Raw genomic sequence first — 22,703 nt, 5'->3', positions numbered from 1 at the left:
GACTACGCCTGCTCGGTCTCGACGCGGAAGGCGTCCCGCACGGTCTTGAAGCGGGTCCGTACGTCCTCGAAGCCGGTGCCCTCGCACACGTACCAGCCGAGCACGTCGTTGGAGCGGGTCGGCGGGGCGAGGACGTCACCGACGCTCTTCCACACGTCGGCGTCGAGCACCGCGTCGAGCGCCATCAGTTCGGCGGGGGTGGTGATGGCGGTGATCCGGCCGTACTCGCCGGAGGCCAGGTACTCGGTGCCGACCTCCGGGCCCAGGCGCGCCGCGGGCCGGTGGTCCGGGTCGAGTTCGAGCCTGCACCACTCGCCCGCGAGGTTGATGCCGCGCCCCGCCTCGATGGCCGGCACGATCGAGCCGCCGCCCGCCCGGGCGCCCGCCTCGCCGAAGACGACCTCGCCGTCGTCGAGCAGGAAGAACTCGGCGTGCACGACACCGGTGCTCAGCCCGAAGCCGCGGAGCACCACCGCGTTCAGCTCCAGGATGCGCTGCTCGCGCGGGGACAGGCCGTACTTGCGCGAGATGGTGCCGCCCGGCTCGTCGCGGTACTCCAGGACGGAGTACGTGTACTGGGAGAGCTGCTCGAAGACGACCTCGCCGCCCTGGAACAGCGAGTCGACGTGGAACTCGGTGCCGCGGACGAACTCCTCGACCCGGTACTCGTGCCGGTCGTCCCCCATCTCCTCCCAGACGCGGTCCAGTTCCTCGCGGCTGTCGACCCGGTAGGTGTTGCCGCAGGCCCAGCCGGCGTACGGTTTGACGACGACCGGGTACCCCACCTCGTCGGCGAACCGGGCGACCGTGGTCACGGTGTCGGGGCGGCAGGAGCGGGCGACCCGCACCCCGAGCTCCTCGGCCCTGCGGTGCATGACGTTCTTGTCGCGGAAGTTGAGCGCCTGGTCCGGGGTGAGACCGGGGATGCCGTGGTCCCTGCGGCAGCGGCTGGCCGGCAGCACGTCGCCCTCGAAGAGCGGGAAGATCCGCTCGATGCGGTGCTCGGCGACGATCCGGTCCACCGCGGCGCGCACGGACGCGGTGTCCTCCAGGTCCGCGTGGTACTGGGGCAGGCCGGCGGCCTCGGGAGCCTGTTCACCGGCGGGCAGCAGCACCACCGTCCGGACGCCGAGATCGGTGGCGGCCGCGACGACGCTGCGGAACTGGGCGGCATAGCGGCCTGCGGCGGGCCGGTAGACCACCAGGATGGAACGGTTCATGCGGTGCTCCTCATGCGAGTCGTACGAGTCACGCGCGTCGACGCGTGCGGGGTCAGCGGACCGTCGCGGCCGACGGGGCTCCGAACACCTCCCCCGACGGCGTGGACCGGTCGAGCACCAGAGGGCGCCCCGCCTCGGCACCGAGCCCGGCGAGCGTGTCCGTGAGCCGGCCGAGCGCCCGCTCGACGTCGTCACGGCCGCCCTCGTGCGCCGACTCCACGGTGAGCAGGATCCGGCGCCGCCCGGTGCCGGTCTTGACCACGTCTCCCTGCCGCCAGTTCCAGCGCCGCGAGTGCGCGCGCCCCCGGCCGTCGGCGTAGACGACCTCGCCCGGCTCGGGCTGCTCGGGAGTTTCGGGCGCCCCGAGCGGGAGGTAGGTCTCGGTGCCGTGGGCGAGACGGACGTGCAGTTCGTCCTCGATGCCGCCCACGTCGCACGAGGCCACCGGGAGGCGGCTGTCCAGGGAGACGGCGTTGCACAGGTCCACGAGGGAGTTGATCCGCGGGAGGCGGTCCCCCTTGGCCACCCTGCGCAGGACCGACTCGGCGGCGCAGGGGAAGCGGTTGGGGTTCACGCCGACGGCGCGGTAGGCGTCCCGCCAGGCGGCGATCGCCGGCAGCGCGGAGACGTCCGCCTTGGTGAGCCGCTCGGCGTGCAGGCTGTCCTCGGCGGCGGTGAGCTGCGCGGCCACCGCCGGGGCGTCCTCGACGACGTCGATGTCCGGCACGGCGATCAGACCGAGCACATAGCCGGGAACGTGCGCCGACAGCCGGGCGTCGATGGTGACGGTCAGGGTGCGGATGCCGGCGGCGGTGCTGTCCATGGGCTGTGATCCTTCGTTGGTGTGTCGGTGTCGGTGTCGGTGTCGGTGTCGGTGTCGGTGCCGGTGGTCATGTCCGGTGCGGTGGTCCGCTGATGACGCGACTGACGGTAAGGAGCGGGTGGTCCCCCGGGTGTGGCCAATTCCGGGGAATTACGAGAGGCCGCTTCCGGGGGGCCGCTCCGGTCAGCCGGTCTTCCCCGCCGGTTCGGGCGCCCCGCGGGCCGGCCCGGCCGGCTGGGCCGGCGCCTTCACCCGTACGCCGATCAGGGCCGTCACCAGCGCGAGCACCGAGAGACCGGCCCCGTACGGACCCAGCAGGTCCAGGCCGTCCGCGCCGCCGTGCTCGATGACCAGGCCGCCGGCGAACCCGCCCAGGGAGATCCCCGCGAAGGTGGCCGACGAGTTCAGGGAGAGGAGCAGCGGGCCCGAGGCCGGTGCGATCGCGAACAGCCGGTGCTGCTGCGGCGGCTGGGTGGCCATCGCGGTGACCCCCCAGGCCGCCATGGCGACGGCCGCGGTGAACAGCCCGCCCCGGGCCGGCGGCAGCGCCGCCAGGACGACGCCGAGCCCCGCGACGGAGCCGAGCAGGACGGGGGTGGGCCCCCACCGGTCGGTGGCGCGCCCGCCCAGCACCGTGCCGCCCACCGCGAACACCCCGAAGACGAGGAGCAGCAACGCGAGCGTCGTACCGGAGCCGTCGGTCGCCGGGGCGAGCACCGCACCGATGTAGGTCAGCGCGAGGTAGCCGCCGGTCATGAACAGCAGCGTGGTGAGCACGGTGAACAGCACGCGCGGGTCGCGCACCGGGGCCAGCCGCGCCGCGAGCCCCGGCGCGGCGGGCAGCCGCACCTCGGGCAGTCCGCCGGCGACCGCCGCGGCGCACAGCGCGCCGACCCCGGCGAGCAGCCAGAACGTCGAGCGCCAGCCCAGGTCGGCGGCCAGCCAGGTCCCGAACGGCACCCCCGCGACGGTCGCCGCGGACAGTCCGCCGAGGACGACGGCCATGGCGCGCCCGCGCCTCTTTGGCGGGGACAGCGCGGCGGCCGACGCGGAGGCGGCGGGGATGTAGAGGGCGGCGCCCGCGGCGGTCGCGACCCGGGCGGCGAGCAGCGTCCCGAGGCTCGGCGCGAGGGCGGACGCCGCGTTGCCGAGTGTGAAGACCACGAGGGAGACCACCAGTACGGTGCGCCGCTCGACCCGGCCGGTGAGCGCGCCGAGCACGGGCGCGAGGACGGCGTAGGTGAGCGCGAAGACCGTGCTCACCCACCCCACGTCGGCGAGTCCGGCCCCCAGGCCCCGGGCCACCTCCGGCAGCACACCGGCCACCACGAAGGTGTCGGTCCCGATGGCGAAGGCGCCGACGGCGAGCACCGGAAGCACGGGCAGTGCGGGCCGGGTGCGGGCCATCACGCGGCCCCTGCCGGGACCCGGGTCCGGAAGGCGCCGGCGTCGCCCGCGACGGCGGCGCCGCCGAGGAGCACCAGTTCGATCGCTCCCGGGCGGCTGAGCACGGTGATGTCCCGCGCCGGGTCGCCGTCCGTGACGACCAGGTCGGCGAGCCGGCCCGCCTGGACCGTCCCCGCGTCGTCGCCGCGCCCCGCGAGCCGGGCGCCGTTGGCGGTGGCCCAGGTCAGCACGGTGGGGGCGGGGATGCCCGCCATGGTCACGTACAGCTCCAGCTCCTTGGCGTACGTGCCGTGCGGGGTCCAGGCGAAGCCGAAGTCGTCCCCGGCCACGACCGGGATGCCGCGCTCCACCATGAGCGGCAGGATGCGCAGCGTGTTGGCCACCTCGGCCTCGAACTCCAGCGTCTCCAGGTACTCCGGGGTCTTGCCGTGCTCGGTCCCGGTCGTCAGCAGCATGTGCGGCTGGTACAGGCTCGGCACCACGAAGATGCCCCGCTCGGCGATCGCGTCGAGCGCCGCGTCGTCGGCGTACGTCGCGTGGTCGATGACGTCGACCCCGGCGGCGATCGCGTTGCGGATGCCCTCCAGGCCGCGCGAGTGGGCCCGTACCCTGGCCCCGTGCTCGTGGGCCGTGCGCGCGGCGACCACCAGCTCCTCGGCGGTGAAGAGCAGCTCGTGGGAGCGGCCGTTGGGGAAGGTGTCGTCGCCCGACGAGAAGACCTTGACGATCTCCGCGCCCTGCGCGATCTCCCCGGCGACGTACTCCGCCATCTCCTCCGGCGTGTCCGCCAGGCGCATCAGGTCCGACGGGATGCGCTTCCTGACCTCGGGATTGCGGCGCTCGGGGGGCCCGGACACCATCAGGTCGCGGCTGCACGGGGTGATCCGGGGGCCCAGGAGGCGGCCGGAGTCGACGGCCCTGCGCAGCGCCATGTCGATCCCGGCGACCGAACCCGCGCCGACGAAGGCCGTGTAGCCGAGGCCGAGAAGGGCGGTGGTGTTCTCGGCGGCGGCCAGGGTGACCTCGGGGACGGAGTACTTGAAGAGCATCTCCCGCCCGTCGAGGATGTTCAGGTACGCGATGTGGGTGTGCCCGAGGGTCATGCCGGGCATCACGGTGCGCCCGTCGAGGTCGAGTACGTCGACCTCGGGCGAGTGCAGCGGGGCGAGGCCCTCCGGCAGGACCGCCTCGATGCGGTCGCCGTCGAGCAGCACGCTGCGGCGGGGCAGCGAGGCCCGGCCCAGGCCCTCCTGGACCGTGGCGCGGTGGAGCAGGGTTTTGCGTGGCACGTCGAACATCTCCCGTGTCGGCTGCGTCTGGTGGTTGTCGCGCGTGGTGGGCCGGCTAGCCGGCGGCGCCGGTGCGTTCGGGGCCCTCCCCGTCCTCCGCGTCCTCCGCGCGGCCGAAGAGGGTCCAGATGATCTCCGCGCCGGGACGCCGGGCCACCCAGCGCAGCCCCTGCGCCCGTACTCCGGGCGCGTTGGTGACCGCGAGCTGCGCGCCGCCCCCGGCGACGACCTCCGCGGCCTGCTGGGTCGAGGAGACGTCCACCCACGCGACCTCGCGGTCGCGGAGCTCCGGGGGCACCACCTCGGCGTAGATCCGGCGGACCTCCCACATGGCGGCGACCACGAGCGGACCGTCGCCCGGCGCGGGGGAGCCGGCGGCCCCCGCCGCGATCCCGTACTCCGGTGTGGCCTGCGGGAAGAACGCCCGCAACCGCAGGTCCCGGTGCCAGTGGAAGCGGGTGAGTCCCCCGTACGCGCTGGGGACGAGGGCGAACTCGACCTTCCGCCCGACGAGGTGGTCGAAAACGTCGTCGAAGGTGGTGAACAGCTCGACCGAGAGGCCGTGCTCCGCCGCGAGGAAGCGGGCCGCCAGCTCACTGGAGGTCCCGGCCGGGCCGAGCGTGCCCAGCGTGGTCCCGGGCCGGGCCGCCCACCGGCGGGCCAGCTCGCTCCATCGCGCGGTGTACTCCTCGGCGAGCGCGCCGGGCAGCGGCGGCGCCACCGCGTCAGCTCTCATAGCCACGGTTCTCCGCCATCTTCCGGGCCACCCGGGTCTCGTGGTCGGGCGCGCTGCGCCGGTCCACGATGCGTGCGGCCTTCCAGCTGACGAAGGCGCCCGTGCTCACGATCGGGTCGAGGCCTTCGCTGAGTTCGACGGCGACGGGCACCCCGAGGGCCTCGGCGGCGCGTGTCCGCACCGTGTCGGCGAGGCTCCCCGGGGCCTCCACCAGGTCCTTGAGCAGTTCGAGGCGCACGGTCAGGCGGTCCTGGCCCGAGGCGTCCCGCTCGATCACGACCTGGTATCCGGCGGACCCCGTGACCCCCGTCATGACGGCCGTCTCGATCTGCCCCGCGGTGAACCGCCGGCCGCCGAGTTCGAGCCGGTCCAGGGTGCGCCCGACGATCCGGACGAGGTCGCCCGGCATCTCGCAGCCGCAGTCCGACTCCTCGACGGCCACCGCGTCGCCCGTGCGGTACCGGACGAGCGGTTTCACACCGTCCACCAGCATCGTCACGGTCAGTTCGCCCTGGCCGCGAGGGCCCTGGGAGACGCCGGACTCCGGGTCCACGACCTCGACGAGGTAGTTCGTCTGGGACAGGTGCATGCGCTTGTTGCGGCAGGCCGTCGCGATGACGAAGGCCTCCTGGGACCCGTACAGGATGTTGTAGACGTCCGCGCCCCAGACCGTCTCCAGATTGTGGGCGAGCGCCGGCGTGCACATCTCGCCCGTGACGAACAGCAGCTTGACGGAGAAGTCCCGGCGCAGGTCGTAACCGAAGTGCTCGGCGGCCTTGGCCAGGGTGAGGGCGACCCCCGGTGTGCAGCAGATCACCTCGAGTTCGAGGTCCTTCATCAGCTGCAGGGCCTTCTCGAAGCCGATGACGGGCGAGTACGGCCAGATCTTGGCGTTGAGCGAGCCGACGTTGCGGGCGATGTCCCCGAGGGTGTCGCCGAAGGAGTGCACCTCGGTCGGGCCCATCAGGCCGATACGCGGAGCGTGTCCGCCGAAGTGGTGGCGGAAGATCGACGCCCAGGACTCGGTGATGTGCGCGTTGCTGGCGGTGATCTCGCGGCCGTCGCGCGGGCAGGGCGTCGCCCGGCCGGTGGTGCCGGTCGTCTCGTAGAAGAAGAGGGCGTCGGCGAGCGGCCTGCTGAGGACGTCGAGCATCTCCTCCCGCAGATCGGCCTTGGTGGTGTAGGGCAGCGCCGAGAGGTCGTCCGGCGTGATCGCCGCGAGGTCGACGCCCTTCAAGTGCCGTGCGTAGAAGGGCGATCCGGTGCTGACCTGGTCGAGAACGGTACGCAGCTGGCGGGTGCGCCAGTCCGCGAGGGCCGTGTCGGTGAGCGTCCGGCCGTAGAAGGCCCGGTGGAGTTCGAGATACCGGGCGGCGAAGTCGGCCGCGGGGCCCTGAGTGGGCAGCCACATGGGTGAGGGGTCCTCTCGTGGTGGAAGCGCGCGTGGGGCGGCGCCGTGCGGGCCGCCGCGCGCGAAGCAGGTGTCTTCGTGACGCGGGTGCGCGGTCGTGGAGGCGTACGGCCGCCGTGCGCGGCGGTACGGGGGCGTTCGGTTTCCGCCGGTGCCCGGGGCGTTCGCGGCGGCACGGCCCGCGGCCGGTCGCGCGGTCGCGGGGGTCCGGGCCGCCCACGGCGGGGCGGCGGTCGGCCCCGGCACGGCGGTGCGGACGCGGATGCGGTGCGGCGTGGCGCGCGTGCCGGCCCCGGTGGCAGGGACGGGGCGTACGGCGCCTTCGGAGACTCGGTACGCGGGCACGGACTGCCGCTCCGGTCCCGGCCGGGGCGGCGGTGACGGCCCGGCCGGACGCCGCGCGGCGGTCAGCCGGCGGTGGCTCTTCGCGCCGCGGGGCCGGAAGTCCCCGGCTCCTCGGGCGCCGTCGTGGCCCGCCCGGCCTTCCCGGCCTCCCCGGCGTTCTCGGTCTTCTTGGCGCAGGCGGTCGTCGTGGTCGGCGACACCACCTCAGTGGTTGCTCGGCCGTTCATGTGATCCCCCCGGATCATTTCCCGTGTTCCCCGTGTCCCCGTTGTTTCCTCGGTTCCCCCTTCAGCGGGCGGCGCCCCCCGGCGCGCTCACCGCACCCGCCCTCTCCAGGAAGTTCCCGAAGAGCCGCATTCCGTCCTCCGTCATGATGCTCTCCGGATGGAACTGCACCCCTTCGACGGCGAGCGTCCGGTGCCGGACGCCCATCACGTAACCGTCGTCCACGGACGTCGCCGTCACCGCCAGTTCCGCGGGCGGACCGGTGACGATCAGCGAGTGGTAGCGGGTGACGGTCAGCGGCCGCGCGGCGTCCGTGAACACCCCCTGCCCGTCGTGCTCGACGGGGCTGGTCTTGCCGTGCATCAGGTGCTTGGCGACGGCGATCCGCGCCCCGTACGCGAGGCCGATCGCCTGGTGCCCCAGGCAGACACCGAGCAGCGGCACCCGTCCGGCGAAGGCGTGCACCAGCTCGACGTGCCCGGAGTCCGCGGGGTGCCCGGGGCCCGGGCCGAGGACCACCGCGTCGGGTGCCGAGTCCACCAGTTGCTCCACCGTGCGGGTGCGCGAGCGGACCACCTCGGTCTCGGCGCCGAGCGTGAGCAGGTACTGGTCGATGATGTGGCTGAAACTGTCGTACGCGTCGACGAGCAGGACCTTCACTTCAACAGCTCCTCGCCCGTCAGCGCCCAGTAGGTGGCGCTCATCTTCGCCAGCGTCTCGCGCCATTCGGCGCGGGGGTCGGAGTCGGCGACCATGCCCGCCGACGCCTGGGTGCTGTAGCGGTCCCCGTCGTGGACGGCGGTCCGGATGCACAGGGCGAGCACCGCGAACCCGCGCACGTCGACCAGGCCGAGCGCCCCGGCGTAGATGCCGCGCGGATGGTCCTCGATGTCGTCGATGATCTCCATGGCGCGCAGCTTCGGCGCACCGGTCATGGTGCCCGCGGGGAAGGTCGCGCAGATCGCCGTCCAGACGTCGGTGCCCTCCCTGACCCGGCCGGACACGGTGGAGACCAGGTGGTGGACGTAGGCGAAGGGCTCGACCTCCATCATCGTGTCGACGGAGAGCGTCCCGGGCACACTGACCCGCCCGATGTCGTTGCGGCACAGGTCGACGAGCATGACGTGCTCGGCCTGTTCCTTGGCGCTGGCCCGCAGCTCCGCCACCCGGTGGCCGTCCTCGTCCGGGTCGGCGGCGCGGGGCGCGGTGCCCGCGATGGGGCGCATGGAGATGGTGTCGTTCTGGATGCGGACGAACAGCTCGGGGCTCGCCCCGATCACCGTCCGTCCCGCCCAGGGGACGAGGTACATGTAGGGGGAGGGGTTGCGGTGGCGCAGGCGCCGGTACACCTCGAGCGGCGTCAACGCGCTCTCGACGTCGATGCGGTGGCCGATCTGGATCTGGTAGGCGTCACCGATCTCGATGTGGCCGAGGCACCGCTTGGCGCGCACGACGAACGTCTCCTCGTCCACGGTGTCCCGCACGGACCGGGGCGCCGGAGCGTCCGGCACGGCGGCGGCACCGTTCGCCGCGTCCTGGGCGTTCACCCTGGCCACGACCGCCCGCAGCGGCTCCCGGCCCCCGTCCGCCGGCAACCGCGGCCCCTCGGCGACGAGATGACGCACCCCGCCGTCCCGCAGGTCGTACCAGACCGTGTCCCTGAAGAGGGTGAGGGTGCAGCGCGGCAGGTCCGCCCCGGCCGCCTGGGCCGGGAGGTCCTCCATGGCCCAGGCCGCCTCGTACGACAGCGTGGTGAGGAAACCGAAGGCGAAGGTTCCCGTGGGCACCTCGGTGTCGACGTCGAAAGCGCCCTGCACCGCGCGCAGGATCCGCCACACCGCGCCGGAATCGCCCACGCCCCACCGCCGAGTGGCGCCCTCCGCGCCGTACGGCGCCCCGACGGCCGCCGTCAGGGCCGCGGCGAGCGCGTCGCCGAGATCACCGGGGGCGACGAGCTCCACCCGGTCGGCGAAGACGCGCAGCTCCGCGAGGCGTCCGCAGCCGACGGCGGCGAAGTGCCGGTCCTGGTCCGGCCCGTCCAGGCTCTCGAAGAGGTAGACGTCGCCCTGTTCCCGGGTGGCGGCGAGGGCTTCGTACAGACTCAGCGCGTCGACGGGCGGAAGTCCTTCGGAGACCACGCGCACCCGCACGGCCCCGGGCCGCGCGGGGCACCCGGCGGCCCCCTGCGCCGGCCCCGCCGCCCCGGCTCCGGGCGGGCCCAACTCTGACAGCAACGACATGACGAAACCTTTCTGATCCGAACGGACCGTAGGGGCTTCGAGGAATCAACCATCACGTCCGCGGCGCACTCCGGTCATGCAGCGCCGCACGTCACGCATGCCAGGACCGCACCGTCCCGGCTCCCCCGCACCACCCCCCGTGCCGCCGGCAGCCTGCCCGGCGGCGAATGTGTGTGCGAGACGACTTCATCAAATGTGAGAATGCCCGGGCCATACCACTTCGACCGTCCGGGAGGAGACCACTTGTCGTGGCAACTGGGGCTCACCGTGGACCGTGATTCGCACCTTCCGCTGGCTGTCCAGGTGCGCAACTCGCTGCGCGGGTTAGTCGACGACGGGACCCTGTGGCCGGGCACGCGGATCCCCTCCAGCCGCCAACTGGCCCTGGACATCGGCGTGTCCCGCAGCGTCGTGGTGGAGGCCTACGAGCAGCTGTCGGCCGAGGGGTACCTGGAGACCAGGCGCGGTTCGGGCACCACGATCTCGCGCCGCGCCCAGCCCGACGCCGTCGGCTCCGCCCTCGTGCCGGCCGACCCGGAGCCCGCTCCCGGAGCCACGTGGGACCTGCGCACCGGGACGTCGAACATCGTGGACTTCCCCCGCCAGGAGTGGATCCGCTGCGTCACCCACGTGGTCAACAACTCCGGCCGCCGGGAGCTGGGTTACTCCCAGCCGGCCGGCGTCCCGTTGACCCGGCGCGTACTGGTCGGCTACCTGGGCCGGGTGCGCGGCGTGCGGAGCCGCCCCGAGGACCTGATGGTGACGGCCGGCTTCGCCCAGGGCCTCGCCCTGGTCTGCAAGGTCCTGCTCGACCGCGGTCACACCACGCTCGGCGTGGAGGACCCCGGCCACCCGGGCGAGCGGGAGTTCATCACCAGCTCGGGCCTGCGTCCGGTCGGCATCCCGGTGGACGGGGACGGGCTGCGGGTGGACCTCCTGGAGCAGAGCGGCGTACGGGCCGTCCTGGCCACGCCCGGCAACCAGTTCCCCACGGGCACCCGGCTCAGCCGGGTCCGCCGCGAACGCCTCACGGACTGGGCGCGTGAGGTCGACGGCTACGTCATCGAGGACGACTTCGACAGCCCGTTCCTGCACCGCAACGACCGGCTCCCGGCGCTCCAGAGCCTCGCCCCGGACCGGGTGGTCTACGCCGGAAGCGCGAGCAAGGCCCTGGCCCCCGCCCTGCGCCTGGGCTGGCTCGCGGCCCCCTCGGAGCTGATGGCCTCGATCGAGCACGTCCGCGCGGGCTGGGACATCGGCTGTTCCGGGCTGGAGCAACTGGTCTTCACCCGCTTCATGGACACCGGCGCCTTCGACCGGCACCAGCGCAAGCTCCGCTCGGAGTTCCACCGCCGCCGCCAGGCCGTGCGCCGCCAGGCCGGGGCGAGCCTTCCCGGCAGCCGCCTCATCGGCCGCGACAGCGGCTTGCAGGCGTACCTCGAACTCCCCGCCCACGTCGACGAGCAAGCCCTGGTCCGGGCCGCCCGCCACCGTTCCGTACTGGTCAGGGGCGGCCACTTCTACACCCTCACGGACACGTCGAGGCCCCCTGCACTGGTGATCAGTTACGCGGCGGTGAACAGCGCCGGGGTGACCCGGAGCCTGATGGCCATAGGGGCGGCGTACCGGGAGCTGGAAGCCTGACGGGCGCGGGCCCGCGGAGGTCGGCCCGTCATTCGCCGGGGTGAGGGATTCGTGCCGGGGAGCCGCAGCATTCACATCCGGCTCGTGAGGGGATGGATGTCGCTCCGCCGCCCGTCGGTGTCACTGTCCTGGCAGAGCAGTGCAGGTGAGAGGGGGCAGGTATGGAGAGCGGAGTTCTCGGGCCGCCCGTCGTACGTATCGACGGCACATCGGTGGTACCCAGCGCGGCCAAGCCGCGGCAGATGCCGGCGTTGCTGGCGTTGCTGGCGGTGAACGCGGGGCACGACGTGAGTATGGCGACGCTCATGACGCGGTCAATCATGATGTCGGTCATGGTCATGGCCATGGCCATGGTCGTGGTGTCCTTCCGTGGCGCTTCTGGGGTTCCTTTTCAGCCGTCATCCTTGTCCGCGGACGGACTTCAGACAGTGCCGCCCTCACTGGCGGGGGATGAAGTTCTCATGGGTCACGGGGCGGACCGCGCAAGGGGAACGGCGTCACAGGAGTTCTGAGGGCTTCCCTCACGAGAGTGACCCCACGTCACACGTTCGGCTTGCTTAAGAACCACCCGCAAGGGGGAGATACTGGGAGTATTGGTCTGTACGGGTATTAATCGGGCGGTACATGCGTGGCTGGGCCGCTTTGTGTGCAAAGTCCTCAAGACTACCAGTAACTATTCAGTCGATAGAACTTGGTTGTTGAGGAGCATGTGATGCACGTCAGCGAATGGCTCCCCGATCAGCCCATTCGCATCGGTCGGATCGACTGGCCCGAAGAGGCCGACGACGGTACGTACCTTCGCCTGCGAGCGGGCCACATCGTCGTCGTCGACCGGCAGCCCTGGCGGATCCTCGAAATCCACGGGTACCGCGACCCGTGGCCCAAGTCGTACGAGAAAGCCTGGCGTGATCACGTCGAGCTGTGGAAGCACTCCGAAAGCCTGCACCGGGCCAACGGGCAGCCGGCCACGGAGGCCCCCGCGCGGGCGGACTTCTACAAGCGCCCCATCGTCCTGGTGCTGCGCAACGAGAACCTCCCCCGGTCCGCTCCGAAGCACTGGTGCGCACCGGCGTCCCACGACTGGCAGGTCCTGCCGGAGCACTACTCCGTCTGCCGGGCCTGCGGTGAACTGCCTCCCTGCCACAACGGGGAGTACCGGTGGGAGGGCGGCCCCCGGCAGCCCGAACACAACGGAGGCGTCACCCTCATCGTCCCGCCCGACTGCTGCATCGGATGCGCGGAGCACATCAAGCCCCGGATGCGGACGGTGCGCTTCCCCGGCCCCAACCTCTGGTACCCCGACCGGGAGGACGGGAGCGCGGTCTTCCACGCCCGGACCGCCTGCGCGGACCAGGTCGACTGCTACCGCGCGCAGTGGATGGCCGAGTACCCGCCCGCCATGTCCCAGCCGGTCTTCGCCCTCGGGCTCTCGGACAGCGAAGGTTTCATGCTGCCGCGGGCGAGGCCCGCGAACTCCGCGCAGCAGCCGGACTGGAACCACCTGGCGACGGACGGGACGGAGGCCCACCGCTCCGGGCTCCCGGACGCGCGGCACGAACCGCAGGCCAATGGCACGAAGCTCTTCGAGCAGGCGGTGCCGCCCGTCCACGGCCCGGTGCCGCGCCTCGCGTCCGAGACGTCCCACGTGAGCCATGCGAACCACGTGAACCATGCGAATCCCGCGCCTGCCGCCCCCTTCGCCCCTCCGGCGCACCAGGGCCCCCCGGGCGGTCAGGAACGCGCGGGATACGAGGAGTCCGCGGTCCGGCCGGTCGCCCGCATGCACCACTCGTCCCCCATCGACCACCCGGACCCGGAGTCACCTCCGCGCCCGGCGCCCTCCGCCGACGCCGCGGCGCCCATGATCTCTCTCCAGAACATCGAGGCGGTACGCCGGCTCACGGAGGAACTCGGCCTCGCGCAGGTCGACCGGTCGGCCCTCCACGACGCGGACCAGGCCGCCAAGGTGATCGAGGAACTCACCGCCGCCGTGCGCAATGTCGCCCTCTGCCTGCGGGGCACGGGGCTGCGCATCCGCTCCTGACGGCCGAAGCGGCGGGCCGGGGCCGGCACGCGCGCCGCCCCCTCCACGAGCCCGAACGCGCAAGGCGTCGGCCGATGGTTCCCGTTCCCCCTGGGACCACCTCGGTCGACGCCTTGTAGGTGTGGTGTGTTACTTCGTCCAGGGCAGGTCGCTGTCCAGCGCTCCTGCCCTGCCGGTCGGCCCCAGCCCCAGCCCCAGCCCCAGCCCCGGCGCCGGCGCCGGGGCCGGGGCGGGCCCGGTCCAGGGCAGGTCGTCCTCCGCGCCGACCGTCACGGTGACCGCCGCGACCGCCGTGGGGACCGAGAGGGTCCAGGGCAGGTCGTCCTCCGCATTCGCCGTGCCGGTGAACAGCAGGGCGTTCAAGCAGGCCGCACCGATGACCGCCGCGAAGAAGTTTCTGTTGTCACGCATTCTTGAGATCCCTGGCCAGTGGCGCGGACGCGGTCCATGCCTGGATCGAGAAGGCCGCCCACGACTGCCGCGAAGAGGTGGAGGTCTTCCTGCCGGGGGGCGCGCAGTCGGCGGAGAGCCTGCGGGAGGCCAGGGCGCTGGACCTCATGCTGCTGGAGCGGTCCGTACGGGTCAGGTCCGTCTACCTGGACAGCATCCGCAACGACCGGCCGACCAGCGAGTACGCCCAGTGGCTCGGCGAACAGGGGGGCCAGGTCAGGACCGTCGCCCACCTGCCGCTGCGGATGATGATCTGGGACCGGCGGGTGGCGCTCGTCCCGGTCGATCCCAACGATCCGGACCGGGGTGCCTTCCTGCTGTCCGGACCGGGGCCGGTCGCCGCGCTGCAGGCGCTGTTCGAACACGTCTGGCAGGTGGCGGCACGGTTCGGCGAGGACCGCTGCCGGAACAGCGACGGCGCCCTGGCGGACCAGGAGAGTGCCGTACTGGGGCTGCTCGCCAGTGGGCTCACCGACGAGGTCATCGCCCGCAAGCTCGGCGTGTCCGTACGCACCAGCCGTCGGATCACCGCCGAGCTGATGGGGCGGCTCGGGGCCCGCAGCCGGTTCCAGCTGGGCGCGCTGGCCGCACAGCGCGGCTGGCTCACGGTCCGAGCGGCGGGGGAAGGACGCGGGCGGCGGAGGTCACCCGCGCAAATAGGCGAGTACCGCCAGAACCCGGCGGTTCGTGGAGTCGGACAGGTTGAGGTCGAGCTTGGTGAGGATGCTGCCGAAGTGCTTGCTGACCGTTCCCTCGCTGACGGTCAGGGCCGCGGCGATGGAGGCGTTGGACTTGCCTTCCGCCATCAGGGCCAGCACTTCCTGCTCGCGGGCGGTCAGCCTCGCCATGGGGTCGCGGCGGTGCCGGATCAGCTGCCGGACCACCTCGGGGTCCACCACCGTGGCGCCGTCGGCGACCCGGTGCAGGGCGTCGATGAACTCCTCGACGTTGCCGATGCGTTCCTTGAGCAGGTAGCCGACGCTCGTACCGTCCGACGAGTCGAGCAGGTCCTCGGCGTAGGCGCGCTGGACGTACTGGCTGAGCACCAGGATGGGCAGGCCCGGCTGCTGCTTGCGCAGGCTGATCGCGGCGCGCAGTCCTTCGTCGGAGAAACCGGGCGGCATGCGGACGTCGGTCACCACGATGTCCGGGCGGTGCTCGGCGACCGCCGCGGTCAGCTCCTCGGCGGTTCCGGCCCCTGCCACCACCTGATGACCGAATCGCTCCAGCAGACCGACCAGGCCCTCCCGCAGGAGCACGCTGTCCTCGGCCAGTACGATGCGCAACATCATGTCCTCGATCGGGCGGGTGAGCAGGGGACTTGCAGGCGGAACACCGTGGGCCCGCCGGGCGGACTGGACACTAGCAGGTGGCCTCCGAGCACCGAGATGCGATCGGCCACCCCCTGGAGCCCCGTCCCGTCGACCGTGTCGGCGCCGCCCACCCCGTCGTCCTCCACCTCCACGGTCAGTCGGCCCTTCTCGGCCCGTCCGGTCACCCGGGCCCGGGTGGCCCTGCTGTGCTTCGCGACATTGGCCAGGGCCTCGCAGACCGCGAAGTAGACCGCTGTCTCCACGGCTTCGAGCAGGCGCCCCGGCAGGTCGAAACTCACGTCCACCGGGACCGCCGAGCGGTCGGCGATGTCCTCGACGGCGGCCTCCAGGCCCCGGTCCGTGAGGATCTGGGGATGGATGCCCCGGATCAGTTCCCTGATCTCCACCAGCGCGACCCCCGCCTCCTCGTGCGCCTTGGCCAGCAGGCCGCCCAGCGGCTCGGCGGGACTTTCGAGCCTGGCCAGACCCAGCGTCATGGACAGGGCGACCAGGCGCTGTTGCGCCCCGTCGTGGAGATCGCGTTCGATGCGGCGGCGCTCCGCCTCGAAGGCGTCCACCAGTCGCATCCGGGAACGGCCCAGCTCCTGCACGCGGGAGTCGAGCCCGCTTTCGGGGACGGAGAGCAACTGCCTGGTCAGTACGGCCCGGCCGGCGGCCAGTACGCCCAGCGGGTAGGCGAGCAGGGGGAGGAGCAGCAGCCCGGCCAGCAGCGCGGCGAAGGCCTCCGGGCAGGAGTCGGCGAGCCAGAGCTTGAGCACGCGCGCTTCCCCGTCGCCGCCCGCCGCCATCATCACGGGGGTGGCTACCAGACCGCCGCAGACCGTGATCACCGTACCCACGACGAGCCCCTCAAGGGGCCACAGCAGGAAGGCGAACAGCAGCGCGTAGCCCAGCTCCCGCCAGGTGGCACGCTCCTGGATCCGCGTGCGCAGCCAGGACGACAGCCCGGTGCCGGCCGGCTCGCGGTGCGGTCCGGGAAACGGGCCCGGGTCGATCAGCCGGAGCCTGTGGCGCTCCAGCGCGGCCAGCGGAACTCCGGTGAGTACGAGCGTGAGCAGCAGGGGCACGCCGATCAGGACCACCGTGAGCACACTGCCCGCGACGGCGAGCAGGAGCAGCGTGACCAGCGTGGCCATGCCGAGCGCCACGCTGGTCAGCAGATAGAGCGCCGCGCGCCACGGCCAGCCGCTGAGGACGTAACGACGCTGCTGGAGTGCCTGCCAGAGGCTGGGGGAGGGCATGAGGGCACGCTACGAAACGCCGTGCGGGCGGACCACCCAGCTAGCTCCACCTTTCGGGTGGGCACTGCCTCTCCCGGAAGAGTCCTCCCAGTTGCAATGTGCCGGGCCCGCCCGGCCGGGTCTCCTTGAGGCAGTGAGCAGCCGACTGCTCCCACCCCGCATCCCGGGGCCGCCCGGCACCAAGGGGATCCGAATGGACTGGCTCCAGGCCCAGTTGTCCACCGTGCCGGTCTGGTTGACGCTGGTCATCGTCTTCCTGCTCCCCACGGTGGAGCCGGTACTTCCTGTGCTGGGCATGCTGCGAGGCCAGGTCGCCCAGCCGCCGCGCCGAGGCGATGAGCCGGTCGTCGTCCAGCAGGTGCAGCTTCCCGCCGCGTTCGAGGTGGGGCGCGCCGCGCCCCGACACGATGACGCGGTCCGCGACGATGCCGTGCCGTTCGTCGAGGCGGCGAGCCACCTCGTAGGCGACCGCGGAGCCGAGGCTGTGTCCGAACAGGACCAGGGGCAGCGGCCGCGGTCCGGCGAGTACGGGCTCCAGCGCACCGGTGATCCGGTCGGCCGGCTCCGTCATGTCCTCGATGCACGGTTCGGCGAACCGCTCCTGCCGGCCCGGGTACTGGACGGCGAGCAGTTCGACATCGCCGGGTATCCGCCCGGGCCAGTGGTGGAACAGGGTCGCCGTACCGCCCGCGTGCGGGAAGCAGACCAGCCGGGCCCGTGCCGCCCCGGCCCGCCGGTGCCTCCGGAACCACCGGCTCCCCCTGTCGGCGTCGATGACCGTCACGCGAACCCACCTCTCCCAGCGTCTGATGTCACGACCTTGCACGCGTCATGATCCGTGGAGGTGGCGGGCCGCGGGCCTTCCGCGCGCGTGCAGGCTGCTGCCGCCGCAGGTTCCTGCCCGCTGGTTCGCTGCCTTTTCCGCGCGGGTGCAGACATCGTGCACATGAGGGTGGAGCTACCTCCACCTCCAAGACTCCGCTCCGCTCCGATGTGTCGGAAGCGCGGGCCCTATTGAGTGGACACCATGAATCAAGCAGCCGTCCGGCTCCGTTCGGTCACCCGGTCCTACGGCAAGGACGCCAGCGCGGTGACCGCGCTGGACCGGGTCAGCCTGGACATTCCTCAGGGCACCTTCACCGCCGTGATGGGCCCCTCGGGCTCCGGCAAGTCGACCCTCCTGCAGTGCACCGCGGGACTTGACCGGCCGACCAGCGGCCAGGTGTTCCTGGGCGACACCGACCTGACCCGGCTCAACGAGACCAAGCTGACGCTACTGCGCCGCAAGAGGATCGGTTTCGTCTTCCAGGCCTTCAACCTGCTCCCCTCGCTCACCGCGGAGCAGAACGTGGCGCTCCCGCTGCGGCTGGCCGGTCGCCGGCCCAAGCGGGCCCACGTACTCGAGGTGCTGGAGCGGGTGGGGCTGCGCGAGCGCGCCGGGCACCGGCCCAGTGAGATGTCCGGCGGCCAGCAGCAGCGCGTGGCGCTGGCCCGCGCCCTGGTCACCCGCCCCGAGGTGCTCTTCGGCGACGAGCCGACCGGCGCGCTGGACTCCACCACCAGCCGGGAGGTGCTGTCCATGCTCCGCTCGATGGTCGACGGCGGCCAGACCGTGATCATGGTGACGCACGACCCGGTCGCCGCCTCCTACGCCGACCGGGTGCTGTTCCTGGCCGACGGCCGGGTGCAGGACGAGCTGTACTCCCCGGCCGCCGAGCAGGTCGCCGCGCGCATGACGAAGCTGGCGGCGGTCCCGTGCTGAGTCTCGCGCTGCGCGGCATGAGGGCCCGCTGGGTCACCTTCGTCGGCTCCTTCGTGGCCCTGGCCCTGGGCGTGGGGCTCATCGCGACCACCGGACTCGCGCTCGCGGCCACGTTCAGCGCCCCGGACCGGGGACCCGAGCGGTTCGCCGCGGCCCCCGTGGTGGTCCAGGCGTCGGACCGGCTCCGGGTCGACACGCCGATCGGCGTCCGGACGCAGCCCCTCGCCGACCCCCGCGCGGTGCCCGGGAAACTGGCCGCCGCACTCGCCGGGCTCGGCCGTACGGTCGAGGACCGGACCTTCCCGGTGAACGTCGCGGACGCGGACCTGGCCGGTGACGGCGGGGCGGTCGTCGGCCACCCGTGGCCGGTCGCGGATGCCACCCCCTACCGGCTCTCCGGCGGACGCGCCCCCTCAGCGCCCGGCGAGGTCGTCGTCACGGCAGGTCCCGGCGCCGGTGTGCGTACGGGCGACCGGATCGAGGTCGGCACCCCCGCGGGCACCGGCACCAGGACCGTGGTCGGCACCGTGCGGCCCGCGGGCTTCGAGACCGCGGTGTTCTTCACCGGCGCCGAGGCCGCCAGGATCTCCCCGCCCATCGACGCCGTCGTGGTGCACGCGGACGCGGAGGCGGTCGCCGCGGTGGCCGGCGGGAGCACCGGCATGGTGGTCCTCACGGGCGACGACCGGCGCAGGGCCGACCCCGACCCGGACCGCGACGCCGAGGCCCTGGTCTCGGTCAACGCGCTGCTGGGCACGGCGGCCGCCATCACCGGCTTCGTCTCCGTCTTCGTGGTGGCCTCGACCTTCTCCTTCGCAGTGGCCCAGCGCAGGCGCGAGTTCGGTCTGCTCCGCACGGCGGGCGCCACGCCCGGCCAGGTGCGGCGGATGGTGTACGCCGAAGCCGTCGTCATCGGCGTGCTGGCCTCGGCCGCGGGCTGCCGGCTGGGCGCCGCCGGAGCGCCCCGGCTCGCCGCCTGGATGGTCGACGTGAAGATCGCGCCGCACTGGTTCGCCATCGGCGACCAGACCTGGCCGCTGCACACGGCCTTCTGGACCGGGCTGGTCGTGGCCATGGCCGGTGTACTGGTCTCCTCCTACCGGGCCGGGAAGGTCGGGCCGACCGAGGCACTGCGCGAATCGGCCGTCGACAGCCGGGCGATGCCGCTGAGCCGGTGGCTGACGGGCGCGGCCGTACTGCTGACCGGGGTCGGGCTGCTCGTCATGGCGCTCGTCTCCGACCCCGGGGACGTCCTCAAGCGCAAGACGTACATCACCCAGCCGATGCTGCTGATCGTCGGGTTCGCCCTGCTCGCACCGGTCCTGGTGCGGCCGCTGACCCGGCTCATGACCTGGCTGCCGGCCCGGCTGCCCGGCGCCACCGGCGTACTGGCCAGGGAGAACGCGGCTGCCGGGGTGCGCAGGACCGCCGCCGTGGCCGCCCCCGTCATCATCACCGTCGCACTGGCCGCCTCCCTCATGGGGACGGTGGCCACCATCAACGAGGCCAAGGCCACCGAGGCGGGGAACCAGACGGCCGCCGACTTCGTGGTCTCCCCGGCAGACGAAGGCCGCGCTCTCTCCCCGGAGTTCGTGGAGCGGGCCGGGAACATCCCGGGCGCCGCGGTCAGCGCGTCGCGCTCCACCGGGGTGACGGTGCTCGAAGAGGGCACGGCGCTGATCAGGTCCGAGGCCAGGGCAGTGGATCCGGCCGCCCTGGCCGCCGTGTCCAGCCTGCCCGTGGTGGCGGGCAGGCTCACCGATCTCGACGACAAGAGCATCGTCGTCAACGAGGAGTGGCTGGTCAGTACCGTCGGACAGCAGGTCAGCGTCTGGCTGGGCGACGGCCGCAAGGTCTCGCTCAAGGTGGCCGCGGTACTCGGCACCGGCACCGGCAGCAACGGTGTGTACCTGACGCCGCGCAACGCCGCCGGCGCCGGCATCGACCGGGTCGACGTCAAGGTCGAGGACGGCGCCGACCGCTCGGCCGTCGCGGCGGAGCTGCGCGAGGCGGGCCGGGCGAGCGGCACCGAGGTGCTGACGAAGAGCGAGTGGGTGACGGAGCACTACCCGCGCTCCAGTGAGAACACCCGCCTCGGCCTGCTGATGATCCTGGGAATCGCCCTCGTCTACACCGGAATCGCCCTGGCCAACACCCTGGTGATGGCCACCTCCGACCGGGTGCGCGACCTCGCGGTGCTGCGCCTCACCGGGGCGACCAAACCGCAGGTCCTGCGGCTGGTCGCGGTGGAGGCACTGGTGGTGGTGGCGGTGGGCGCCGTGATCGGCGGCGCCGTGTCCGTACTGAACCTGCTCGGTGTGTGGGGCGCGCTGGGGCTGCTCGACGTCTGGTCGGCGGTCGTCGTGCCCTGGGGGACCGTCGGCGCCGTGGTCGCGGCCAGCGCCGTACTGGCCACCGTGTCCGCCGTACTGCCCGCGTCGCTCGCGCTGCGCACCCGGCCGGTCGAACTGGCCGGCATGCGGGAGTAGTCCGTACACCGGCAGGGGCCGGCGGCGGCCATCACCATCTGATTCCGAGAGGCAGAGCGCGTTGACGAGCGATACCGGTGTGATGCTCCATGAGTTCCTGCGGTCACCCCTGCAGATCGGTGCGGTGGCACCGAGTTCGCGCAGACTCGCCGCGGCGGTGACCGCGCCCGTGCCCGAGACGGGCGACCCCGTGGTCGTCGAACTCGGCCCGGGGACAGGGGCCTTCACCGGAATGATCCAGGAGCTGCCGGGCGGTCGTGGTCACCACTTAGCCGGCCTCCGCCCCGAGTCGGCGCTTCCCGCGGGTCGAGGTGCGGCAGCAGACCTGTTTCCACCGGTCACCACGCGGGGCGCAAGGCCAATGCGGAGACAGCAGCTCCATACGCACCGTGCGTGCGGACGCGTTCTCGTTGCGGTGAGTGTCGGAGAGGTGCGGGGCCCGGCAGATCACCGAGGCTGAGGTGGCGTACGCCGGCGCGTGCGGTCGCGCACGGGCGGAGCACGGTTTCCTCGCAGCACTCGCAGCACTCGCGGCGGTGGCATCACGGAAGCGGGGTACCGCAGGAGCGGGGCGTCGCGGAAGCGGTGCGTCACGGCGGCGGCACGCGGCCGGTGGAGAAGCGGAGAGAGAGGGAGGCCGTGGCCTCGCACGGGACAGCAGCACAGGAATCGGCACCGGGACCGGGGCCGGCCCCGGGCGGCCCGCTCAAGCGGGCTCTGACGACACCGCTGCTCTACTTCTTCATCCTCGGCGATGTGCTGGGCGCGGGCGTCTACGTGCTGGTGGGCCAGGTCGCCGCCGAGTCGGGCGGCGCCGTGTGGGTGCCCCTCGCCGTCGCGCTCGGCCTCGCCCTGCTGACCGCGTCCTCGTACGCGGAACTCGCCACGAAGTACCCCAGGGCGGGTGGCGCCTCGCACTACGCCACCCTCGCCTACGGGCCGTTCGCCGGCTTCCTCGCGGGCTTCTGCATGCTCGCCGCGGGCGTCGTCTCCGTCGCGGCTCTCGCCCGGGGATTCGGCGGGGACTACCTGACCGCCTTCGTCTCCCTGCCCGTCGCACTCGTGGCGGTGGTCTTCCTGACGGCCCTGGCCCTGCTCAACGCCCGCGGCATCAGGGAGTCGACCCGGGCCAACACCGTCGCCACGCTCGTCGAGGTCGCCGGCCTGGTGCTGGTCGTCGGGCTCGGCGCCCGGGTGGTGCTGCGCGGCGACGGCGACCTGAGCGGACTGACCGAGCTCGGTACGCCCGGACACGGGCCCGCGGCGGCGGTCCTGAGCGGCTCCGTCCTCGCCTTCTACTCCTTCGTCGGCTTCGAGACGTCCGTCAATGTCGCCGAGGAGACCCGCGACCCCCGGCGGTCCTACCCGCGCGCCCTGTTCGGCGCGCTGGTCACCGCCGGTCTGGTCTACGTACTGGTGGGCATCGCGGCCGCGGCGGCGGTCGACACGAAGACGCTCGCCGCGTCCAGCGGGCCGCTGCTCGAAGTGGTCGAGGCCGCCGGGGGAGTACCGGCACGGCTGTTCGGCTTCATCGCGCTGGTCGCGGTCGCCAACGGCGCGCTGCTCACCGGCATCATGTCCTCCCGGCTCGCGTACGGCATGGCACGCGACGGACTGCTCCCGGGTTTTCTGGCCAAGGTGCTGCCCGGCCGCCGCACCCCGTGGGCCGCGATCGCGGCCACCACCTCGCTCTCCCTCCTGCTCGCGCTGACCGGTGACGTGGCCGAGCTCGCCTCCACCCTCGTCCTGCTGCTCCTCGTCGTCTTCTTCGTCGTCAACACGGCCGTGCTCGTGCTGCGCCGCGACGCGGTGCCCCACGACCACTTCAGGACGCCCGCTCCGGTCGCCGTGCTCGGTGCGGTGTCCTGCGTCCTCCTCGCGACCCAGATCGAACGCGAGGTGTGGACCCGCGGCCTGATCGTGCTCGCGGCGGGCGCGCTGCTCGGCGTACTGGCGGCCGTACGCAGGCGCAGGGGCTGAGCGCCCAGGGGCAGGGGCTGACCGCCGGGGGCCGGACCGCCTGTGATTCTCTTGGCTCCCGCG

General features: G+C 72.7%; 20 protein-coding genes and 1 pseudogene. 7 read left to right on the top strand and 14 right to left on the bottom strand.

Translation table 11 applies throughout. From position 1 onward, the window contains the following. Window positions 1–2: 2 nt before the first annotated feature. From BN1555_RS14650 to BN1555_RS14615, 9 genes are all read right to left on the bottom strand, one after another. Entirely contained in the window at window positions 3–1,220 is a 1,218-nt protein-coding gene (locus tag BN1555_RS14650) for an ATP-grasp domain-containing protein (RefSeq protein WP_093799796.1), read from the bottom strand. 52 nt (window positions 1,221–1,272) lie between these two features. Next, window positions 1,273–2,043: a B3/B4 domain-containing protein gene (locus BN1555_RS14645; protein WP_093799795.1), complete on the bottom strand. Its 771-nt coding sequence runs from the start codon at window positions 2,041–2,043 to the stop codon at window positions 1,273–1,275. Window positions 2,044–2,226: 183 nt separating this feature from the next. Continuing rightward, complete coding sequence (locus tag BN1555_RS14640) at window positions 2,227–3,450, bottom strand: MFS transporter (protein WP_093799794.1); 1,224 nt, start codon at window positions 3,448–3,450, stop codon at window positions 2,227–2,229. Further along, window positions 3,450–4,739: an amidohydrolase family protein gene (locus tag BN1555_RS14635; protein ID WP_218058189.1), complete on the bottom strand. Its 1,290-nt coding sequence runs from the start codon at window positions 4,737–4,739 to the stop codon at window positions 3,450–3,452. Before BN1555_RS14635 ends, BN1555_RS14640 begins: the two co-directional genes overlap by 1 nt. A gap of 55 nt (window positions 4,740–4,794) precedes the next feature. Continuing rightward, window positions 4,795–5,481 carry a type 2 periplasmic-binding domain-containing protein gene (locus BN1555_RS14630; RefSeq protein WP_218058188.1) on the bottom strand — a complete coding sequence of 229 codons (687 nt, stop codon included), beginning with the start codon at window positions 5,479–5,481 and terminating at the stop codon, window positions 4,795–4,797. Further along, window positions 5,465–6,886, bottom strand: coding sequence for a phenylacetate--CoA ligase family protein (locus BN1555_RS14625; RefSeq protein ID WP_093799791.1), 1,422 nt, complete (start codon window positions 6,884–6,886; stop codon window positions 5,465–5,467). Before BN1555_RS14625 ends, BN1555_RS14630 begins: the two co-directional genes overlap by 17 nt. A gap of 407 nt (window positions 6,887–7,293) precedes the next feature. After that, entirely contained in the window at window positions 7,294–7,458 is a 165-nt protein-coding gene (locus BN1555_RS38955; protein ID WP_176710039.1) for a hypothetical protein, read from the bottom strand. Window positions 7,459–7,519: 61 nt separating this feature from the next. Further along, window positions 7,520–8,116, bottom strand: a complete 597-nt coding sequence (locus tag BN1555_RS14620; RefSeq protein ID WP_093799790.1) for an anthranilate synthase component II — start codon at window positions 8,114–8,116, stop codon at window positions 7,520–7,522. Continuing rightward, window positions 8,113–9,696: an anthranilate synthase component I family protein gene (locus tag BN1555_RS14615; protein ID WP_093799789.1), complete on the bottom strand. Its 1,584-nt coding sequence runs from the start codon at window positions 9,694–9,696 to the stop codon at window positions 8,113–8,115. The genes BN1555_RS14620 and BN1555_RS14615 overlap by 4 nt, the downstream gene beginning before the upstream one ends. Window positions 9,697–9,939: 243 nt before the next feature. Between BN1555_RS14615 and BN1555_RS14610 the strand changes: the two genes are divergently transcribed. From BN1555_RS14610 to BN1555_RS14600, 3 genes are all read left to right on the top strand, one after another. Beyond that, window positions 9,940–11,340, top strand: a complete 1,401-nt coding sequence (locus BN1555_RS14610; protein WP_093799788.1) for a MocR-like pyridoxine biosynthesis transcription factor PdxR — start codon at window positions 9,940–9,942, stop codon at window positions 11,338–11,340. Between the two features lie 161 nt (window positions 11,341–11,501). Continuing rightward, window positions 11,502–11,852, top strand: a complete 351-nt coding sequence (locus BN1555_RS14605; RefSeq protein WP_093799787.1) for a hypothetical protein — start codon at window positions 11,502–11,504, stop codon at window positions 11,850–11,852. A gap of 200 nt (window positions 11,853–12,052) precedes the next feature. Next, window positions 12,053–13,384 (top strand): hypothetical protein, encoded by a 1,332-nt coding sequence (locus BN1555_RS14600; protein WP_093799786.1) that lies wholly within the window; start codon window positions 12,053–12,055, stop codon window positions 13,382–13,384. Between the two features lie 129 nt (window positions 13,385–13,513). Here BN1555_RS14600 and BN1555_RS14595 read toward each other — a convergent pair whose 3' ends face one another. Beyond that, window positions 13,514–13,795 (bottom strand): hypothetical protein, encoded by a 282-nt coding sequence (locus BN1555_RS14595; protein WP_093799785.1) that lies wholly within the window; start codon window positions 13,793–13,795, stop codon window positions 13,514–13,516. Further along, on the bottom strand, window positions 13,788–13,943 hold the full coding sequence (locus tag BN1555_RS40340) for a hypothetical protein (protein ID WP_255306038.1): 156 nt from the start codon (window positions 13,941–13,943) through the stop codon (window positions 13,788–13,790). Before BN1555_RS40340 ends, BN1555_RS14595 begins: the two co-directional genes overlap by 8 nt. Here BN1555_RS40340 and BN1555_RS40335 point away from each other — a divergent pair. Further along, window positions 13,942–14,355: pseudogene (locus BN1555_RS40335) on the top strand (LuxR family transcriptional regulator); the annotation flags it as partial. The gene BN1555_RS40340 and the pseudogene BN1555_RS40335 sit on opposite strands and share 2 nt — an antisense overlap. Window positions 14,356–14,478: 123 nt before the next feature. Here BN1555_RS40335 and BN1555_RS14585 read toward each other — a convergent pair. Genes BN1555_RS14585 through BN1555_RS14575 form a run of 3 tightly spaced genes read right to left on the bottom strand, consistent with a single transcriptional unit; the run spans window position 14,479 to window position 17,193 of the window. Further along, window positions 14,479–15,123: a response regulator transcription factor gene (locus BN1555_RS14585; RefSeq protein ID WP_093799784.1), complete on the bottom strand. Its 645-nt coding sequence runs from the start codon at window positions 15,121–15,123 to the stop codon at window positions 14,479–14,481. Next, a complete protein-coding gene (locus BN1555_RS14580; RefSeq protein WP_093799783.1) occupies window positions 15,123–16,409 on the bottom strand; it encodes a sensor histidine kinase in 1,287 nt (428 codons plus the stop codon). Before BN1555_RS14580 ends, BN1555_RS14585 begins: the two co-directional genes overlap by 1 nt. A 40-nt stretch (window positions 16,410–16,449) precedes the next feature. Beyond that, the gene (locus tag BN1555_RS14575) at window positions 16,450–17,193 is read right to left on the bottom strand and encodes a thioesterase II family protein (RefSeq protein ID WP_093799782.1); all 744 of its coding nucleotides are present in this window, start codon (window positions 17,191–17,193) and stop codon (window positions 16,450–16,452) included. 243 nt (window positions 17,194–17,436) lie between these two features. Here BN1555_RS14575 and BN1555_RS14570 point away from each other — a divergent pair, with 243 nt between their 5' ends. From BN1555_RS14570 to BN1555_RS14555, 3 genes are all read left to right on the top strand, one after another. After that, on the top strand, window positions 17,437–18,171 hold the full coding sequence (locus tag BN1555_RS14570; RefSeq protein WP_093803406.1) for an ABC transporter ATP-binding protein: 735 nt from the start codon (window positions 17,437–17,439) through the stop codon (window positions 18,169–18,171). Then, complete coding sequence (locus BN1555_RS14565) at window positions 18,165–20,660, top strand: ABC transporter permease (protein ID WP_093799781.1); 2,496 nt, start codon at window positions 18,165–18,167, stop codon at window positions 20,658–20,660. Before BN1555_RS14570 ends, BN1555_RS14565 begins: the two co-directional genes overlap by 7 nt. Before the next feature lie 717 nt (window positions 20,661–21,377). Beyond that, window positions 21,378–22,640, top strand: a complete 1,263-nt coding sequence (locus tag BN1555_RS14555) for an APC family permease (protein ID WP_255306413.1) — start codon at window positions 21,378–21,380, stop codon at window positions 22,638–22,640. The last annotated feature ends 63 nt before the right edge of the window (window positions 22,641–22,703 follow it).

This window comes from Streptomyces sp. Wb2n-11, assembly GCF_001049855.1.
Taxonomy (GTDB): Bacteria; Actinomycetota; Actinomycetes; order Streptomycetales; family Streptomycetaceae; genus Streptomyces; species Streptomyces altiplanensis.
Note: the sequence above shows the minus strand (reverse complement) of the source record. Positions and strands in the feature narration are given on the sequence as shown.

What these genes read in the sequence shown, in the direction of transcription:
- BN1555_RS14650 (WP_093799796.1), bottom strand. Translation starts at nt 1,220, where the DNA reads ATGAACCGTTCCATCCTGGTGGTCTACCGGCCCGCCGCAGGCCGCTAT.
- BN1555_RS14645 (WP_093799795.1), bottom strand. Translation starts at nt 2,043, where the DNA reads ATGGACAGCACCGCCGCCGGCATCCGCACCCTGACCGTCACCATCGAC.
- BN1555_RS14640 (WP_093799794.1), bottom strand. Translation starts at nt 3,450, where the DNA reads ATGGCCCGCACCCGGCCCGCACTGCCCGTGCTTCCGGTGCTCGCCGTC.
- BN1555_RS14625 (WP_093799791.1), bottom strand. Translation starts at nt 6,886, where the DNA reads ATGTGGCTGCCCACTCAGGGCCCCGCGGCCGACTTCGCCGCCCGGTAT.
- BN1555_RS38955 (WP_176710039.1), bottom strand. Translation starts at nt 7,458, where the DNA reads ATGAACGGCCGAGCAACCACTGAGGTGGTGTCGCCGACCACGACGACC.
- BN1555_RS14615 (WP_093799789.1), bottom strand. Translation starts at nt 9,696, where the DNA reads ATGTCGTTGCTGTCAGAGTTGGGCCCGCCCGGAGCCGGGGCGGCGGGG.
- BN1555_RS14605 (WP_093799787.1), top strand. Translation starts at nt 11,502, where the DNA reads ATGGAGAGCGGAGTTCTCGGGCCGCCCGTCGTACGTATCGACGGCACA.
- BN1555_RS14600 (WP_093799786.1), top strand. Translation starts at nt 12,053, where the DNA reads ATGCACGTCAGCGAATGGCTCCCCGATCAGCCCATTCGCATCGGTCGG.
- BN1555_RS14595 (WP_093799785.1), bottom strand. Translation starts at nt 13,795, where the DNA reads ATGCGTGACAACAGAAACTTCTTCGCGGCGGTCATCGGTGCGGCCTGC.
- BN1555_RS40340 (WP_255306038.1), bottom strand. Translation starts at nt 13,943, where the DNA reads ATGAGGTCCAGCGCCCTGGCCTCCCGCAGGCTCTCCGCCGACTGCGCG.
- BN1555_RS14585 (WP_093799784.1), bottom strand. Translation starts at nt 15,123, where the DNA reads ATGTTGCGCATCGTACTGGCCGAGGACAGCGTGCTCCTGCGGGAGGGC.
- BN1555_RS14580 (WP_093799783.1), bottom strand. Translation starts at nt 16,409, where the DNA reads ATGCCCTCCCCCAGCCTCTGGCAGGCACTCCAGCAGCGTCGTTACGTC.
- BN1555_RS14570 (WP_093803406.1), top strand. Translation starts at nt 17,437, where the DNA reads ATGAATCAAGCAGCCGTCCGGCTCCGTTCGGTCACCCGGTCCTACGGC.